Source organism: Sphingobium limneticum (assembly GCF_008710155.1).
GTDB lineage: Bacteria > Pseudomonadota > Alphaproteobacteria > Sphingomonadales > Sphingomonadaceae > Sphingobium > Sphingobium limneticum.
In genome coordinates, this window is record NZ_VYPZ01000013.1 from 79,473 (window position 1) to 94,220 (window position 14,748).

Here is a 14,748-nt window from a genome sequence, read left to right on the forward strand (position 1 = left end):
CTGGGGAGGGATCGTCAGCGCAGAATATCGGTGAAGCTAATGGCGCCGTCGAAGAGCGCACGAATGGCGAGCATCGTGCGTTTGGTGACGCCGTAGCGATCACGTGCGTCCTTGAGATGCTGTGTTACGGTTTCGGCACCGACTCCGAGTATTTTGGCGATTTCCCAGTCGGTTTTACCCCGCGCGACCAGCGCGACGCATTCGATTTGCCGCTCGGTGAGTTGCGGCGCGGCCGCGATGGGGGCTATCGTGGCGCGCGCTATCTTGCGTGCGGCTTCGAATGCGAAACTGCCGACAAGCTGGACAAGCGGTAGTTGCTCTTCGTTGAGATCCTCGCCCTCGCGCATGGCAAAGGAACAGGAACCGTTTACCTCGCCGGGGACATGCGCAGGGATCGTGAATCCGTCGCCAAGGCCCGCAGATCGAGCCGCTGCCAATACCGCGTGGTCCCGCGGATGGAGTGAGATCATGGCCTCTACCTTCGACCAAGCGAAACCTATGGTCGTCGTATGGCTTGCACGATGGATCGGGTCAGCAGCGTACAGTCGGCCCTCCTCGAACGCATCAACCCAATCTCTCGGATAGCTGACAAGGCGAACGGCTGTGCTTCCGGGGTTCAGTAAGTCGATGTGATGCACGAGCGCGAAATAGCGGAAACCCATTGCTGCCGTAATTTCTTCGACAGCCTGTAGGAGAGCGTGAGGGGTCGAAGCAGCGCGGGCCACAGTGCAGAACGCCTGCACTTCGGCGAGGGTGATCATAAGCCGCCGATCTACTTGCTACACGAGAGCCTCAATATTGAGATGTCCGTCGCGGACAGCGCGAAGCACAAGTTGGGTCCGACGGCGGACGCCATAACGTCGGCGCGCGCCTTCGACATATTCGTGCACCGTGTCGCGGCTCAGACCCAGAATCTGTCCAATTTCCCAGTCGCTCTTGCCCTGTGCCACCAGATCAATGCAGTCGATCTGGCGCGGGCTGAGCGCTATCGGCACGTTTGCCAGTTTATCTGGACCAAGAAGGGTTCGAGCCTGGTCGAACGCAACCATGCCAATCAATCGGGCAGAGAGAAGGTCCGGGCTTGAAATCTGGTCATCGCCTTGACGCGCCATGGTGAACATCGCGTCGGGCTCGTCGCGCATCCTGATCGGCATGGTGAACCCGGCCGCCAGTCCGTGCGCGCGTCCCCGCTCCAGGATTGAACGCTGGCGAGCATTGGGCGCGATGTAATCCCCGATCCGATCCCAGGTGAGCCCGGACACGGTCTTGGCGCAGGCAGCGTGGACTGGATCTTCAAGATAGAGGTGGGCATCCATCACTTCCTCGATCCAGCGCACCGGATAGGTGGTGATCAGCAGGGCTTTGCGGGTGGTCCGCTTCAAATCGACATTGTGCACCAATGCGAACCAGCGGAATCCAAACTGGCGCACAATCGCATCGAGCAAGGATTTGAGCTGATCGAGCGTCGTCGCCTCCCGGCATTCGGCTTCGAATGCGGTGATATCGCCCAAGCGGCCAGCATCTTCGAGACTACCCATATGCGAACGGTTCGCATTTTGGGTGTTGTTTCGTCCAGTCGTCGTTCGGCGAAGCCATTGAAAAACAAGACCGGCTGCATCGAGCGCCCAACGCCCCGCAAGAAAGGCACAGGTCGTCTTTCGTACGAATCGGCCGGTGCTATTATGAAGGGGCGCGCGTGACACTTTACCTCCGGGCAAAGTGTCACAGCCGACAAAATGATGAAATCGGCGGCGAAGGGGGATTCACGTAACCCCCTATATGTGCTTGATTCAGACCTGTTATGTTGCACGCTCCGATCATCGGCGACGGCCGCCCGAAACTGGATATGCCGTCCTTGCTGGAGATGCTTGCGCGGTCCTCGTCTAGGCCGCGCTACGCCTTCATGGTGCTAAATCTAATTGCGCAGGTTTCCCGTTCCGACGGCAGCGCCGGGCCCTTGGTGGCAAAGGGTGGCGGGCTCGTTCCGTTGCGTGACTGGCTTTGCGATGCGCTCACCCCGATGGGCCAGCGTGATCCCCGGCGCGTTGCCCTGGAAGAGCGGATACGAAGCGATCTGGCAATATCAGGCGCATTGCCAGCCGATGCCGATCAGGCCACGGTGATCGTCGACGACGCCATCCGTGAGCAAGTGCGCGCGTCGGGCAAAACCAATGTGAGCCGGGCGGTATCCGAACTCGTGCGCGCTGGCTTGCTCAAGCGGCACTATCAGGGCTATTGCGTCGATCATTATAATCGCGGTGCGCAGCGCCAAGCCGTCTATGTTCTGGCCGGGTGCGCGCGCGGTCTGATTGGCGACCGACAAGAACAGCCGAGATCGGTTCCAAGACAGGCGGAACTGGCGTTCTGACGCCCCGGAATTAGGCCGAATTTAACATAACCGTTATTATCGAACTTAAATCTTTTGGCGGGTGGATTCTAGATCGAAGTGCGAAATCCTAGGATTTATAGGGGTTTGATCCCTTTTCCAGGAAGGAACATGATGAACGGCTATCAGCATCTGGGTTTGGACGAGCGGCGACAGATTTATCAATTGGCTGTAACCGGACGGTCCGTGCTGCAGATCTCAGCAGCGCTGCAGCGCTGCAGCGACATCGTTCGACCATCTATCGTGACCTCAAGCGCAACCGGCATCTCGATGACGAGCCAATGTTTCGTGGCTATTTTCCGACCGCCGCACAAACAATGGCCGACAGGCGCCGGGTGCGTGGTGGCAAGATTGCCCGAAAGCCCGAGCTTGCCGCCTATATCGCCGACCGCTTGTCAGCAGCTTCTTCGCCCGAGCAGATTGCGGGATATCTTCGACGCCATCGCGGTATTCGTGAAGCCGTCTGTCATGAGACCATCTACCTGTTCGTCTATGGGCCGGACGGACGAAGCCAGGGCCTGTGGCGCCTTCCGCCTGTTGCCCGCCGATCCCGATGGCGACGCTATGCGCGCAAGCCGCGCGGTCTGCATATCCCCTTGGCCAACACCATTGGCAAACGCCCTTCCGAAATCGGTAATCGCAGGAGCTTTGGTCATCGGGAAGGCGCCTGATGACCTTCAGGTTGGAATATGGCAAAGCCAACCTCACCTCGCTGGTCGAGCGCCGCAGCCGGTTTACTGTCGTCGCCCGCAATCCCAGGCGGCTTTCTGCCGGCGTCATGTCGGGAATCCAGCACCACTTGCACATGCTGCCCCTTTCCCCGCGTCAGAGCATCACCTTTGACCGGGGAACGGAATTTTCTGCCTTTGCGACACTTCAGAAGAAACTCGCGATGACGAGCTATTTCTGCGAAGCGGCACCCAATCGAAGCACACCGTTTTGCGCCCGTCAGAAGGGCGGGGAAAATGGAAATTGTCAGCTGTCAGCGAAATCAGCACCTGGCGGGCGCTGCCAAGCTCGCGGAAACGCGAAAAGATGAGGCGGATCGCCTCCTGTACCCGGATATCGGGATCCAGCCCCAGGCCGTATTCGCGGTGCCAGATATAGCCGATCGGAACACTGAGGCGCAGTTCTCCCCGCCTTGCCTTGGCGCGCGCCGCGTCAAGCATGCGTGTTCGCAAAATGCCAAGCTCAAACTCGCTGATGCTGCCCTTCATGCCCAACAACAATCGATCGTTTGGTCGACAGGGATCGTATACCCCGTCGAGATCGATCACGCGCGCTTCAACCAGGCCACACAGCTCCAAAAGGTGGTGCCAGTCCCGGCCATTACGGTAAAGGCGCGATGCGTCCAAGCAAAGCACCGCGCCAACCTTGCCCGTGCACAGGCCGCTGGCCAGTCGTTCGAAACCGGGGCGGTCGACAGTGCCGCTGGCGGTCCGACCAAGGTCATCGTCGATCACCTCGACATCGTGAAATCCCCAGCGTCGCGCAACATCGACAAGCTCATATTGTCGGCGCTGGCTCTCCAGGTTGTTCTGGACCTGACCCGGGGTCGACTGTCGGACATACACCACAGCTTTGCGCTTGAGCACCGTGACTGGAAGGAGATCATTGCCCGTCATCGCTGGCCTCCTTCGCCGCGACGCCGGCTGCGGCCATCAAGAGGGTCGCCAGCCTGGCAACAACGGCGCTTCGCTGCGCCTCGCTCAGGCCTCGCATCTGCGGCGTATCGAGCGGCATGCTCAGCTGCTGGGTCAGCATCGATAGCGACGAGGGTCGTGGTAGTGCCTTCATGGCGCGCCTCCTGGATGGCCGTGAGTCCATCCGTCGAAGTCTGCCTGAAACCGCGATCGGTAAGCAGTCCATGAAGCTCTACAAGCCCAATCACCGCAACGCGCGGTTCGCCCATCTCCATGTCGGCGCACAACGCCCTGTCCAGCATCCACTCTGCGACCTGGATGATCTCACCCGGCCTGATCTCTACCCGGATGATCGCGCCATTGGCCCGGTCCTCGCGGCCTTCATGCCGAAAACGACCGCCGTAATATGGATGCCAGCGATAATGAAACTCTACCATCTGCCCGACATGGGCAGAATGACCCTGCGATGGCCTTGGGCAGAAAATCATGGCTCTTCGCTGGGTCAGACCGCGGCGGTCAGCGCACCGCTTTCATGTTGACCCTCATTGGCACGGCGAAGCTCAACGACATCGATCCTCAGGCTCGGCTCGCCGATGTTCTCGCGCAGATCGCAGACATCCCATAAAGTCGTCTCCACGAACTGTTTCCCTGGAATTGGTGCGCCGCCGAAGATCAACGCAAAGCCGCCTGATCCGCGGCCTTCACCGAATGCCTACGCCCTTGCCGGCGAGAACAACGGTGAGGATTGCCATCAACCAGGCAGCATGCGGCGTCCAGCGCGACGACCGCGGAGAGAACCCTGGAGCCCGGCGCGCCCGCTGAAACGCTAAGGATCAGCTGTTGACGGTGGCGATTAGAGAACCCCGTGGACACGGCCCATGCTGGGCGGCGGGCTGATCGAGAGGACTGTTCAAGCATAAATTCTCCACTTGCAGGGGAAGATTCATGCTTACTGTCCCCGCAAAATCCTAATGATGTCACCGACCAGCGGCATCGGGTCGCGCCAGTCCCACACATAATAGCCGGTGCGCGGATGGAGATACTCCACCGCAAAGGCGATGCTCTCCCGCAGACGGCTCGGTGGCCTCTGCCCCGGCACGGACACGGCAGCGGGTGCGCGCAATATCTGTACGAGCCGCTTGGCATCCGGGATCGCGTAGCGGGCGCGGCGATTGCTATAGAGAGGCGGCGCGGCATCGCCAGCTTCGGGCACCGCCGCGCGATACTGTTCCCAGGCGAATTGCGCCCCCGCCTGGCTGGCCAGCGGCAAACTGCCCCAAAAGCGACCGTTGATCTCCATTAGCCAGTAAGTACCCGTCGCAGGATCATGGCGATATTCCACCATCGCTGGCCCTTCCCAACCGATATAACGCAGCAGTGCCTCGGACTTCGCCATCTGTGCGCGATGGTCCGACAGGGGAACGGTTGCGCACAGGGTGGACACGCCGCCGCTCGCGGGAAATTCGCGCAGTCGGCGATGCTGGAAGCGCAGCCGAGCCTCCCCGCCCGCCATCATCAGCATCTGCCCGAAGCCGTAACCGCCGCACCAGCCCTGCACTAGCGGCCACACCGCCAGCGCATCATAGGGTACCAGCTTCGCCAGCAGGTCGGTGGCGTCGGTCGCGTAGGCAATCTTCTCGAACGGCAGGCCCGCCGCATCGAGCGCGGCCCACATCGCGGGCGGATCGCTCCATTTCAGGATGGCAGGATAGGGCAGAGTCGCGGCCTTCGCGGCGAAATCCTCACCCGTCAGCGGCTGCCAGCTTGGCGGGCCGGCGATCCCCACAGCTGCAGCCGCTTCCAGCGTGCGCGTCTTATCGAGCACCACCGCCAGCCGGTCGGCGCGCGGGGTCAGGATGCGGCAGCCTTCGATAACCTCCGGCAGATCAGCGAGCGCGATCAGATCGCCCTCGCTGATCGCCAGCAGCACCGCCGCGCCCGTTTCTCGAATCACCTTGGGCAACCAGTCGGCCAGATCGCGCGCCCTAGGCCGCACGACGAAGCGCGCGGTGTGTCGCGAATAGCGCCCGATCGCCTTTACGCTCCTGCCGATGGCGACAACCGGCACGCCAAGGCGGCCAAGCTCGCGCACGACCGTAAGCCCGATGGCGCTGTCCACGCCCAGAACGATGGCAACGGGCAAGGTCATGCGAACTGCAGCGCATTTTCATAGCGGATTGCCGCCCACGCCAGCTGAACCATGCGTGGGTCCGTGCGGACCCGGCTGGGCGCGAGCCGGTCATGCGACAGCATCTCGAAACTATGGGTCGCCACGACGAAGCTATGCTGCCCTTGACTGGCCGCGAACCGCAGGCCTGCGGCCGCCTCCGCCTCGATCAGCGCATTCTGCGCCCTTCCGGTCAGCAACGTCAGACCCTCTAGCGCGAAATCGCCTATATGCCGTCCTAGGCATCCGTCTACGGGCGAGTCGGAAAACCATTCCAGCCGTTCGGTGTGGAAATGCACCTGTACCCCATGCCCACGCGCCATGATCGGCTCGAGCATCCGCGTCACACGATCGGGGCCACGGACGACGCCGGGCATGGGATCGAAGAACATGCTCGTGATCCCGCGCGCTTCCATCCTTTTCATCAGCCAGCCGACTCCATGCTCGCCGGTGACGGACAGCCGCAAATTCTTGTCCGCCGTGATTTCCGTTGCCAGCCGGCTGGCGGGCAATGCCGTGTCGATCGTAGTGGGCGCGCGCGTCATCCGCCGGGCATAGCATCATAGCCTTACCAATTGTTAGCCAATACCAAGGCGCACTGATGTTGAATCACGTTCGGGTGTGCATCGACAAATTCGATAGCCGGTCTGTCCGTCGTCAGAACATTTGGTGCAACTCGCGGCGTAAATTAGCGGAGTGCGGGCCTCGTCAGGGGTTGATGTTTAGGCGGCGAGCTTACGGTGCTGCAAGCGCCGATGCTCGAGGGTCTGTCGCTTGATCTGCGTGTTTCGGAAAATCCCGGACAGATATTTCACTAAATCGCGGACAGGGGGCCTTCAGCGACGATTTTTTCAAGGAGGGTTTGGACTTCATCTTCGTTCCTTCGTCATTAAGACGAAGCCCCAACCCTCCTTAATTCACAACCTCAAATCTGTGCCATTGGTGCTGACGGTGGACAACCTATGAGAATCGGCACGCGGCTTTTACGATCAAGCAATCATTCCTAAGCGTCGTTAACTATCCTCTAACGCTTGCGATGCCATTATATGGCAATGCTAAAAATCGCACCGGGGTGAACATGAGCAGCATCTCCATCAACGACCTCTTGGCTATGCGAAGCGCCATCCTCGACAGGAATGCGGCGCTTCGAAATGTAGCAAGCAGCGCGGGTTCTGTTGGTAGCCCCGGGGGTGCGGGAGCAAAATTCGAAGCAGCGATGGATACCGTGCTTGGAAAGGCGGACGGTGCAGACTCGCTTGCAGGCCCTGGCTCAAACCAAAGGATTTTGGGGACTGAACGCACGGAACCAGGCGGCTTTACCTCTACACTGCAAACACAGCTTCAAAAGATTAATGACATCAACGCTCGCGCCGGCCAGTTGACAGTCGCCTATGAGCGCGGCGAAGAGGTCGATATTGCAAAGGTCATGCTCGCGCGGCAGGAGTCGTCGATCGCCTTCGAAGCGACGCTGCAGGTTCGCAATAGGTTGCTTTCCGCGTATAAGGACATCATGAGCATGCCGGTCTAGCGCAAGCTGTCGACCGTATCATTGTAAGCAAGTCAAGCACCGGATCAGCTATGATGGTTCAGCTCGGCATCGAAGGGTATTATGTTATGAGAAGATCGAGGGCGCTTATCGCGGCCATGTTTCTGTTATCCCTAGCCGTAACGGCTTGTGGCAGCAGCGAAAAAACGTCGGACATCTCCGAGGATCAGATGAACCATTATGCCGGCATAGCGGAGCACGATCACCCGACGAACTCTACAAACGCGACAGCGCACTCGCCTACGCCAAATCCAGCGAAGAAGCAGTAGCGGCCACAGACCGATCAGGAGCCTTTCGGCTTGCGACCGCTATTGTGCATGCTGACGATTTTCCAGCTATTTCCCACGCGCGTTAAGACGCTGGTCGCGACGCCAATACGCTCGGCAACGGCTCCGTTCTTGGGTTCGATCCGATAGCGGTAGGTCTCAGTAGCGAGTGCAACCGGTCCCTCAAAGCGAACGCTGACCTTGTAGTCAGAAAATGTGAACGACTTGAACGCCGCCAGCTCTGGCGCAAGATGATGGGCAAGGTATGTTGTGTAGGTTCCCTCGTAGCCACCCGTTTCGAATATCTGCGAGTCGACCGCGAAGAGATCCTCGGTACCCTTTGCGTCGAGCTTCTTGATCGCCGCCTTGTACTGTGACAGCACCGCCTCCACGGCCCCTGTATCCGCGACTCGCTCAGGCTGCGCGGTGACTGCGATCGGCATGGCCAACGCTGTGGCTACTGCTACTCTCAATACCAAAATCATGTTTCCCCCTTTGATACCGCAAGATGGTTGAGGCCACCATTCATAAGGTGCCCTCAGGAATTCTTGTACCGATATCGCTAGTATTATCAAACCAAGCAAATCCTGCTACCTGAACAAGAGAGGTAAGAGAGGTGGCCGGGTTTGTCTGAACAGGGATCGGCAATGGTTAAGTGGATCGTCTGCCGGGTTCCTTGCCTTGCCAATACGGGGCGTCATGCAGGGAGGGCGTAGCCCGATCGGAGTGACGCCCCGTATCGGTTGCCAAATTCATGCTGCCATCATTACCGGCAGGTTGTCAAAATACGCCTGATCCGGCGTCCTGGCGGCGAGGCTCGAATGTGGCCTCCTTCCATTGTAAAAGTTCAGATAACGACCGATCGACGCGCGGGCTTCGCTGACCCGCCGTAGGCCCGGAGGTAAACCTCCTCATATTTGACTGAGCGCCACAGGCGCTCGACAACGACATTGTCGCGCCACGCGCCCCTGCCGTCCATGCTTATGGCGATTTTTTCTCGGAGCAGCACGCTGGTGAAGGCCATGCTCGTGAATTGGCTGCCCTGATCTGTATTGAAAATCTCCGGTTTGCCGAAGCGCGCCAGTGCTTCTTCCAGAGCCTCAACACAAAAATCGGCTTCCATCGTGATCGACACCCGCCAGGCCAGAACGTTGCGGCTGAACCAGTCCACGATGGCAACGAGATATACAAAGCCCCTCGCCATCGGAATGTAACTGATGTCGGTCGCCAAGACTTGGTTGGGACGCACGATCGCCAGCTTGCGCAGCAAATAGGGATAGATCTTGTGCCCCAGCGCGGGCTTCGATGTGCTCGGGCGGCGGTAGATCGCCTCAATCGCCATCGTCTTCATCAGCGTGCCAACATGCTGGCGGCCGATCTTGAAGCCCTCCTGCCGGAGCAGGTCGCGCAGCATCCGGCTCCCGGCGAATGGAAACTCCAGGTGCAGTTCGTCGATCCGCCGCATGATGGCGAGATCGGCAGGCGGCACCGGTCTGGGCAGATAATAAATGCTGCCCCGGCTGATCCCAAGCTCCCGGGCTTGCCGCGCCAACGGCAGTGCGTGCGAACGGTCGATCATCGTTTTGCGCTCGGCAACAGTCCCGCCTTCCCGAGCGCCCCTGACAAAAAATCGTTCACCAACGTCAGTTCACCGATTTTGGCGTGCAGCGTCTTTACGTCGATCACTGGCTCGGCAGCCTCGCTCCGCGTCTCGCTCCCGAATACACCGGCAGCCCCTTCCAGAAGCTGCCCGCGCCATTGCGTGATCTGGTTCGGATGCACGTCAAACTGCTGCGCCAGCTCCGCCAGCGTCTTCTCGCCCTTCACGGCGGCCAATGCCACCTTCGCTTTGAATGCCGGGCTGTGATTCCGGCGTGGTCGTTTGCTCATCTCTACTCCAGTCACGCGGCCATCCTGGCCGCCGGCAGGCAGAAAATCCACTTATCCCGATGTGCAGTTTTGCCAGGCCACCTCTGATCAGTCAAAGGCGCGTCCTCGGTGAAGACGCGCCCTCGGCCGTCCCTGTTCAGAAAACGACCGCTTTATGCGCACAGACGGACCCGTTCAGAATGCCAAGTGGTATAATCCGCCGTGCATGAAGGTTCCGCCAAGGAACCCCTGGATGGAGATAGCGAGCGTCATCAGGCCAAGCACCACCCAGTACAACGTCCGCGACCGCTCGGGAACCTTACCGTGGCGCGCTGCCATCCAAGCCAGCGCGACGCCGAAGACCGCGATCAACGTCCCGAGCCAGCGATGCGTCATCAGGATCGGGTTGCGGTCGGTCAGGTAGAACCCGCCCGCGAACCAGCCCAGGAACGCCGCCGCGATTGCTCCCAGCGCTCCGACGACCAACATTATATGTGCGACATGCTGATAGTCCCGGTTGCGGCGCCACAACCCGAACAGCTCCACCCCGAACGCACCGATGAACAGTGCGATGGGAAAATGAATGACCATGGTGTGCAGCCGGCCCAGCCAGCTCACAAGCCGTTCACCGAAACTCTTGTTCTTGTTGGCGGTCTCCTCGTGCATGCCGCCCATGTCCATGTCGTCGCCGGCGATGTCGCGGCCGCCCATGTTCATGTCCACGGTCGACATAGAGCCCATGCCCATGTGGCCGTCGCCAGCGTCTGCTCCATCCTTTTTCTGAGTCTCGACTGCGCTGTTAGCACCTGGCCCGGCCCCGAGCGCATCGTGATCTTCATGCGCCGCTGCCGATGTGCTTACTGACATTGCAACCGCAAGGAGCAAAGCGAAGGCTCCGCTTCGTTTACCGCGCATCACCCAACCCCTTGTTTCGTGTTCATCAATGCCCGTTTGCCTCACCCGGCCAAATCCTTTCGTGAAACCCATCGCCCGCTCTTCAAGACGAACTGGGCCGTGGAGCTACACCAGCTGCGGCGACCGCATCTGCCGCCCCAGCCTGAAAAAACCGCCGATCAGCTGCCGTGGCGGGCGAACAGGCGGCGCCCCCCGGGGCCGAAGGCGACCACGTCATAGGCCTGTGCCTTGACGCCCGGCACTTCCATTCCCGGCGAGCCGAGCGGCATACCGCCGACCGCGAGGCCTCGCACACCCTTGGGCCGGGTCGCGAGAGCCCGCTTCATATCGGCAATCGGCACGTGGCCCTCGAAAGCCATGCCATCGGCGATTGCTGTGTGGCAGGACGAGACGTCCGCAGGGACCCCCGCGCGCTTCTGCAGCGCCGGGCGATTGGAATCATCGACGACGCGCACCTGGCGCCCGAGCTGCCGCTGCACCTGCGCTGCCCACTTGGCGCAACAGCCGCAGCCGGGATCGCGGTGCATAACGATCGGGGTGGCCGCGCTGACGGCAACCGGAACCAACAAGGCTGCGGCAGTAAGCGCGGATCGCAAAGCTGTCTTCATGGAAAAACTCCTTGGTCATTCCTCCCGCCCCCTGATTGAGGACGGAAGGAACGAAGGTTATCACTGCGGAGACTTGCCCATCGCCCGGAGCATCGCCTGGAGTTCACTGATGCTCTTGTTTTGCTCGGCAATAGACTTCTGAGCCATTTGCCGGGTCTTCGCATCCGGCGACTGGCGGAGAACGATCTGCGACATGGCAATCGCACCGCGGTGATGCTCGATCATCTTGCGGGTCCAAGTCTCGCTTGCATTGGCCCCCTTGGCCGCCATCATCTTTTTCTGCATCTCCATCTCGGCGGGCATGAAGGGCGTGTTCATGCCAGGCATATCGTGGTGGTTCATGCCCTGCATTTTCGAGTGGTCCATGCCTTGCATCGGCTGCTGAGCCAAAACTGGGCTTGTTGCCATTGCCGCCACAGCCAGAACCGTAATCGCTTTAAACATCGAACTCTCCTTGTTGGACCTGGTTAGCGCAACAAAAACTAACCGGCCTCAAAACCATGTGCGAATGCCCAGAACAAGGCTGGTCGATGACGCATCCTCGCCGTCCTCGCGTGCAAAACGAGCAGAGCGGCCCACTCTGCGCTCGTATGAAACACCGATATAAGGGGCAAACTCGCGCTTCACCTCGTAGCGCAGCCGCAAGCCAAGCTCGAGGTCCGACAAGCCCGAGCCGATCCGGTCTTCCGGAACGTCTTGCGCCGCAAATTCCGCTTCGAGACGAGGCTGGAGGATCAGGCGCTGGGTGATACGCTGATCGTAATACCCTTCAACGCGGCCGAGCACGTCACCCTTGCTAGACAAGAACAGTGCGCCCTCCACATCGAAAAAGCCTGGGGCCAGGCTTTCGAACCCAACCGTAGCGTAGACACGGGAGGGGTTGGGCTTGAAGTCGTAACGAATCCCGGCCTGGAAGTCGGTGAAGGGTCCGATCGCCCGTGCATAGAGCGCCTGCAGCTCCGCCCTTTCCAGGCTTCTCCCAAAGTTCCCTTCGCCTTCGGTTTTAAGAACCAGGCGATTGATGTCGCCACCGTACCAGGCACCGCCATCCCATCGATAGGCGTCGCGACCGTCGCGGACCTGGTATTCGGCCAGGTTAAATATGACCTGCGAGAAATTCTGTCCCCCGTGCATCTGCAGATGCTGCTGCGAATGCGCCATAGCGGCGGCAGAGTAGACTTGGTCCGCGGCCCGATCCGTCGGGATAGGCGGCGGCGGAGCATCGCCGGCCGGCAGGTTGGTCCCGACCATCGCCATGCCCGTCGTCGAAGGCGGCATGCTTTCCATGTCATGACCCGCCATGCCTTGCATGGCCCCCGAACCCTGATCCATTCCCGGCATCGAACCATGGTCCATGCCCGGCATGGCACTTGGCTGGCCGGGGGCAGCACCGCCGGAGGTATCTGGCATCGCCGACATGTCGTGCCTGGCGCCAGGATTTGGGTTGGATCCAGGCGTAGCCATGCCCGGCATGGTCGTCATGTTATGACCGGCGTGAGGATCGGCAACGACCGTTCCAGGGGCCGGCGGCTTGGCGGACCGGCCTGCGGCGGGCTTGGCCCCCGATCCCGCCTTCGCGCGCGGTGTCGACCTGGCAGCGGGCTTCACGGACTTCTTGCGCGCGCCCGGCTTGGTTGCTGCCGGCTTCTTAGTGACAGGCTTTTTCACCGCTGGCGTCTTGGGCGGTGGCATCTTCATGCCCGGCATGTTGGAATGGTCCATCTGTGCGGCCGCGGGCGTTGCCAGGCCAAGCGCCGCGCCGCCCGCGATCAGGAGGAGCTTAAGCTGCATCGCGATTCTCCTCGCCCATCGGGCGAACGGTCACGACACGCATCATCCCTGCGGTCATGTGATAGAGATTGTGGCAGTGGAACGCCCAATCGCCGACCGCATCGGTCGTCACGTCGAACGTCATCTTGCCGCCAGGCGCTACATTCACCGTGTGCTTGCGAGGCGCCAAGTCGCCATGCCCGGTCACCAGTTCAAAGAAGTGCCCGTGCAAGTGGATCGGGTGCGGCATCATCGTGTCATTGATCAGGGTGACGCGCGCGCGCTCGTCCTTGCGGAACGGGATGGGGTCGGCGGGGTCGCTGAGCTTCTGGCCGTCAAAGCCCCACATATAGCGCTCCATATTGCCCGTCAGGTGGATCTCCAACTGGCGCGCCGGGGCACGAGCGTCCGGGTTGCGATCCAGCGCGACAAGGTCGCGATAGGTGAGCACGCGATGATCGACGTCCTCCAGCCCCTGCGGCGGCTCGGCCGTGCGGTCCTTCGGCATCGGCGAGATGGTCTGCACCCCCGGCCCCATCTTGACGCCGGGGGCGTTCTTTGGGTTGCGCATGTTCATGTCCATGCTCATGCCCCCCGAGCCATGGTCCATCCCAGCCATACCGCCGGCACCCATTTGGCTGTGGGCCATTCCCGCCATCGCGCCAGAGTTCATTTTGCCATGATCCATGCCGGCCATGCCCGCCATCCCGGACGCCACCGCGACCGCTCCGTGGTCAGTCGGTCCCTTCCAGCCGGTTAGCTTCCACAGGTTACGCGATGCGTTCTGCTGGACCGTGGGGTCGAGGCCGCGCTTCGCCACCGGGTTCTCGTCGGACATCCCCGACATTCCCTCCATCCCCTTCATGCCTCCCATATCCATGCCCATGTCGGTCATGGTCAGGAGCGTGCGCGGGCGAAGCGGCGGGACTGGGGCGATCATGCCCTCGCGCGGTGCCAGGGTGGCGCGCCCCATGCCGGAACGGTCGATCGCTTCGGACACGAAGCTGTAGGCGCGGTCGCCGGGCGTCACGATCACGTCGAACGTCTCCGCGACCCCGATCTGGAACTCGTCCACTTCGACGGGCCGGACGTTCTGGCCGTCGGCCTGCACCACTGTCATTGGCAGGTCAGGGATGCGGACGTTGAAGTTGGTCTGCGCCGCGGCGTTGACGATGCGTAGCCGGACGCGCTCCCCCGGCCGGAAGAGACCCGTCCAATTGTCGTAAGGCCCAAAGCCATTGACCAGGAAGGTGTAGGTCGAACCCGTGACGTCCGCGATGTCCGCCGGGTCCATCCGCATCTGCCCCCACTTCAGGCGATCCTTGAGGGGCATTTCCCGTCCGGCGAGCAGTCCACTCAGCGTCGGGCGCTGATAGTTGAAATAGGCACCGCCCATCTGCTTGAGCTTGCGGAAGATCTCCTCACCGGTCATCTGGCTGTGATCGGAGAGCACGATCACATGCTCGCGGTCGAATGCGATCGGGTCGGGTCCCGCGGGATCGATGACGATGGGGCCGTAGAGCCCGCCCTGCTCCTGCTCGCCCGAGTGGCTGTGGTACCAGTAGGTGCCTGACTGCA

The 14,748-nt window shown here is 61.0% G+C and carries 14 protein-coding genes and 4 pseudogenes; 5 read left to right on the plus strand and 13 right to left on the minus strand.

Annotation, left to right across the window (positions count from 1 at the left end; translation table 11 throughout):
- Positions 1–14: 14 nt before the first annotated feature.
- Together F4U94_RS15660 and F4U94_RS15665 are read right to left on the minus strand one after the other, a co-directional pair.
- Positions 15–761, minus strand: a complete 747-nt coding sequence (locus tag F4U94_RS15660; RefSeq protein ID WP_088185272.1) for a LuxR family transcriptional regulator — start codon at positions 759–761, stop codon at positions 15–17.
- A gap of 18 nt (positions 762–779) precedes the next feature.
- Entirely contained in the window at positions 780–1,538 is a 759-nt protein-coding gene (locus F4U94_RS15665; protein WP_088185273.1) for an autoinducer binding domain-containing protein, read from the minus strand.
- A gap of 263 nt (positions 1,539–1,801) precedes the next feature.
- Here F4U94_RS15665 and F4U94_RS15670 point away from each other — a divergent pair, with 263 nt between their 5' ends.
- Together F4U94_RS15670 and F4U94_RS25555 are read left to right on the plus strand one after the other, a co-directional pair.
- Positions 1,802–2,368 (plus strand): hypothetical protein, encoded by a 567-nt coding sequence (locus tag F4U94_RS15670; RefSeq protein WP_088185274.1) that lies wholly within the window; start codon positions 1,802–1,804, stop codon positions 2,366–2,368.
- Between the two features lie 129 nt (positions 2,369–2,497).
- Positions 2,498–3,359 (plus strand): annotated as a pseudogene (locus F4U94_RS25555) (IS30 family transposase); the annotation flags it as partial.
- A gap of 169 nt (positions 3,360–3,528) precedes the next feature.
- Here the strand turns inward: F4U94_RS25555 and F4U94_RS25560 are convergent.
- Together F4U94_RS25560 and F4U94_RS15685 are read right to left on the minus strand one after the other, a co-directional pair.
- Positions 3,529–4,011: pseudogene (locus F4U94_RS25560) on the minus strand (recombinase family protein); the annotation flags it as partial.
- Complete coding sequence (locus F4U94_RS15685) at positions 3,998–4,183, minus strand: hypothetical protein (RefSeq protein ID WP_130753559.1); 186 nt, start codon at positions 4,181–4,183, stop codon at positions 3,998–4,000. The pseudogene F4U94_RS25560 and the gene F4U94_RS15685, both read right to left, overlap by 14 nt.
- Here F4U94_RS15685 and F4U94_RS24395 point away from each other — a divergent pair.
- Both F4U94_RS24395 and F4U94_RS15690 read left to right on the plus strand, forming a co-directional pair.
- A complete protein-coding gene (locus F4U94_RS24395; protein WP_170271945.1) occupies positions 4,182–4,568 on the plus strand; it encodes a hypothetical protein in 387 nt (128 codons plus the stop codon). The genes F4U94_RS15685 and F4U94_RS24395 overlap by 2 nt on opposite strands.
- Positions 4,496–4,720 (plus strand): annotated as a pseudogene (locus F4U94_RS15690) (transposase domain-containing protein); the annotation flags it as partial. The gene F4U94_RS24395 and the pseudogene F4U94_RS15690, both read left to right, overlap by 73 nt.
- Before the next feature lie 258 nt (positions 4,721–4,978).
- Here F4U94_RS15690 and F4U94_RS15695 read toward each other — a convergent pair.
- Both F4U94_RS15695 and F4U94_RS15700 read right to left on the minus strand, forming a co-directional pair.
- Entirely contained in the window at positions 4,979–6,178 is a 1,200-nt protein-coding gene (locus F4U94_RS15695) for a carboxylate--amine ligase (RefSeq protein WP_088181955.1), read from the minus strand.
- Complete coding sequence (locus F4U94_RS15700; RefSeq protein WP_052027594.1) at positions 6,175–6,741, minus strand: polysaccharide deacetylase family protein; 567 nt, start codon at positions 6,739–6,741, stop codon at positions 6,175–6,177. Before F4U94_RS15700 ends, F4U94_RS15695 begins: the two co-directional genes overlap by 4 nt.
- Positions 6,742–7,274: 533 nt before the next feature.
- Between F4U94_RS15700 and fliE the strand changes: the two genes are divergently transcribed.
- A complete protein-coding gene (gene fliE, locus F4U94_RS15705; protein WP_037472259.1) occupies positions 7,275–7,724 on the plus strand; it encodes a flagellar hook-basal body complex protein FliE in 450 nt (149 codons plus the stop codon).
- 301 nt (positions 7,725–8,025) lie between these two features.
- Here the strand turns inward: fliE and F4U94_RS15710 are convergent, their stop codons facing one another.
- The 7 genes and pseudogenes from F4U94_RS15710 to F4U94_RS15740 all read right to left on the minus strand — a co-directional run.
- Entirely contained in the window at positions 8,026–8,451 is a 426-nt protein-coding gene (locus F4U94_RS15710) for a YybH family protein (protein ID WP_249042064.1), read from the minus strand.
- A gap of 309 nt (positions 8,452–8,760) precedes the next feature.
- Positions 8,761–9,898: pseudogene (locus tag F4U94_RS15715) on the minus strand (IS3 family transposase).
- Positions 9,899–10,072: 174 nt separating this feature from the next.
- The gene (locus tag F4U94_RS15720; protein ID WP_249042065.1) at positions 10,073–10,864 is read right to left on the minus strand and encodes a DUF2231 domain-containing protein; all 792 of its coding nucleotides are present in this window, start codon (positions 10,862–10,864) and stop codon (positions 10,073–10,075) included.
- An 86-nt stretch (positions 10,865–10,950) separates the two neighbouring features.
- The gene (locus tag F4U94_RS15725) at positions 10,951–11,400 is read right to left on the minus strand and encodes a DUF411 domain-containing protein (RefSeq protein ID WP_088181957.1); all 450 of its coding nucleotides are present in this window, start codon (positions 11,398–11,400) and stop codon (positions 10,951–10,953) included.
- Between the two features lie 60 nt (positions 11,401–11,460).
- Positions 11,461–11,844 (minus strand): DUF305 domain-containing protein, encoded by a 384-nt coding sequence (locus F4U94_RS15730; protein ID WP_088181958.1) that lies wholly within the window; start codon positions 11,842–11,844, stop codon positions 11,461–11,463.
- Positions 11,845–11,892: 48 nt separating this feature from the next.
- Positions 11,893–13,191: a copper resistance protein B gene (locus F4U94_RS15735; RefSeq protein WP_088181959.1), complete on the minus strand. Its 1,299-nt coding sequence runs from the start codon at positions 13,189–13,191 to the stop codon at positions 11,893–11,895.
- Positions 13,181–14,748: multicopper oxidase domain-containing protein (locus F4U94_RS15740; protein WP_150412006.1), on the minus strand; the 1,568-nt coding region annotated here is incomplete at its 5' end. The genes F4U94_RS15740 and F4U94_RS15735, both read right to left, overlap by 11 nt.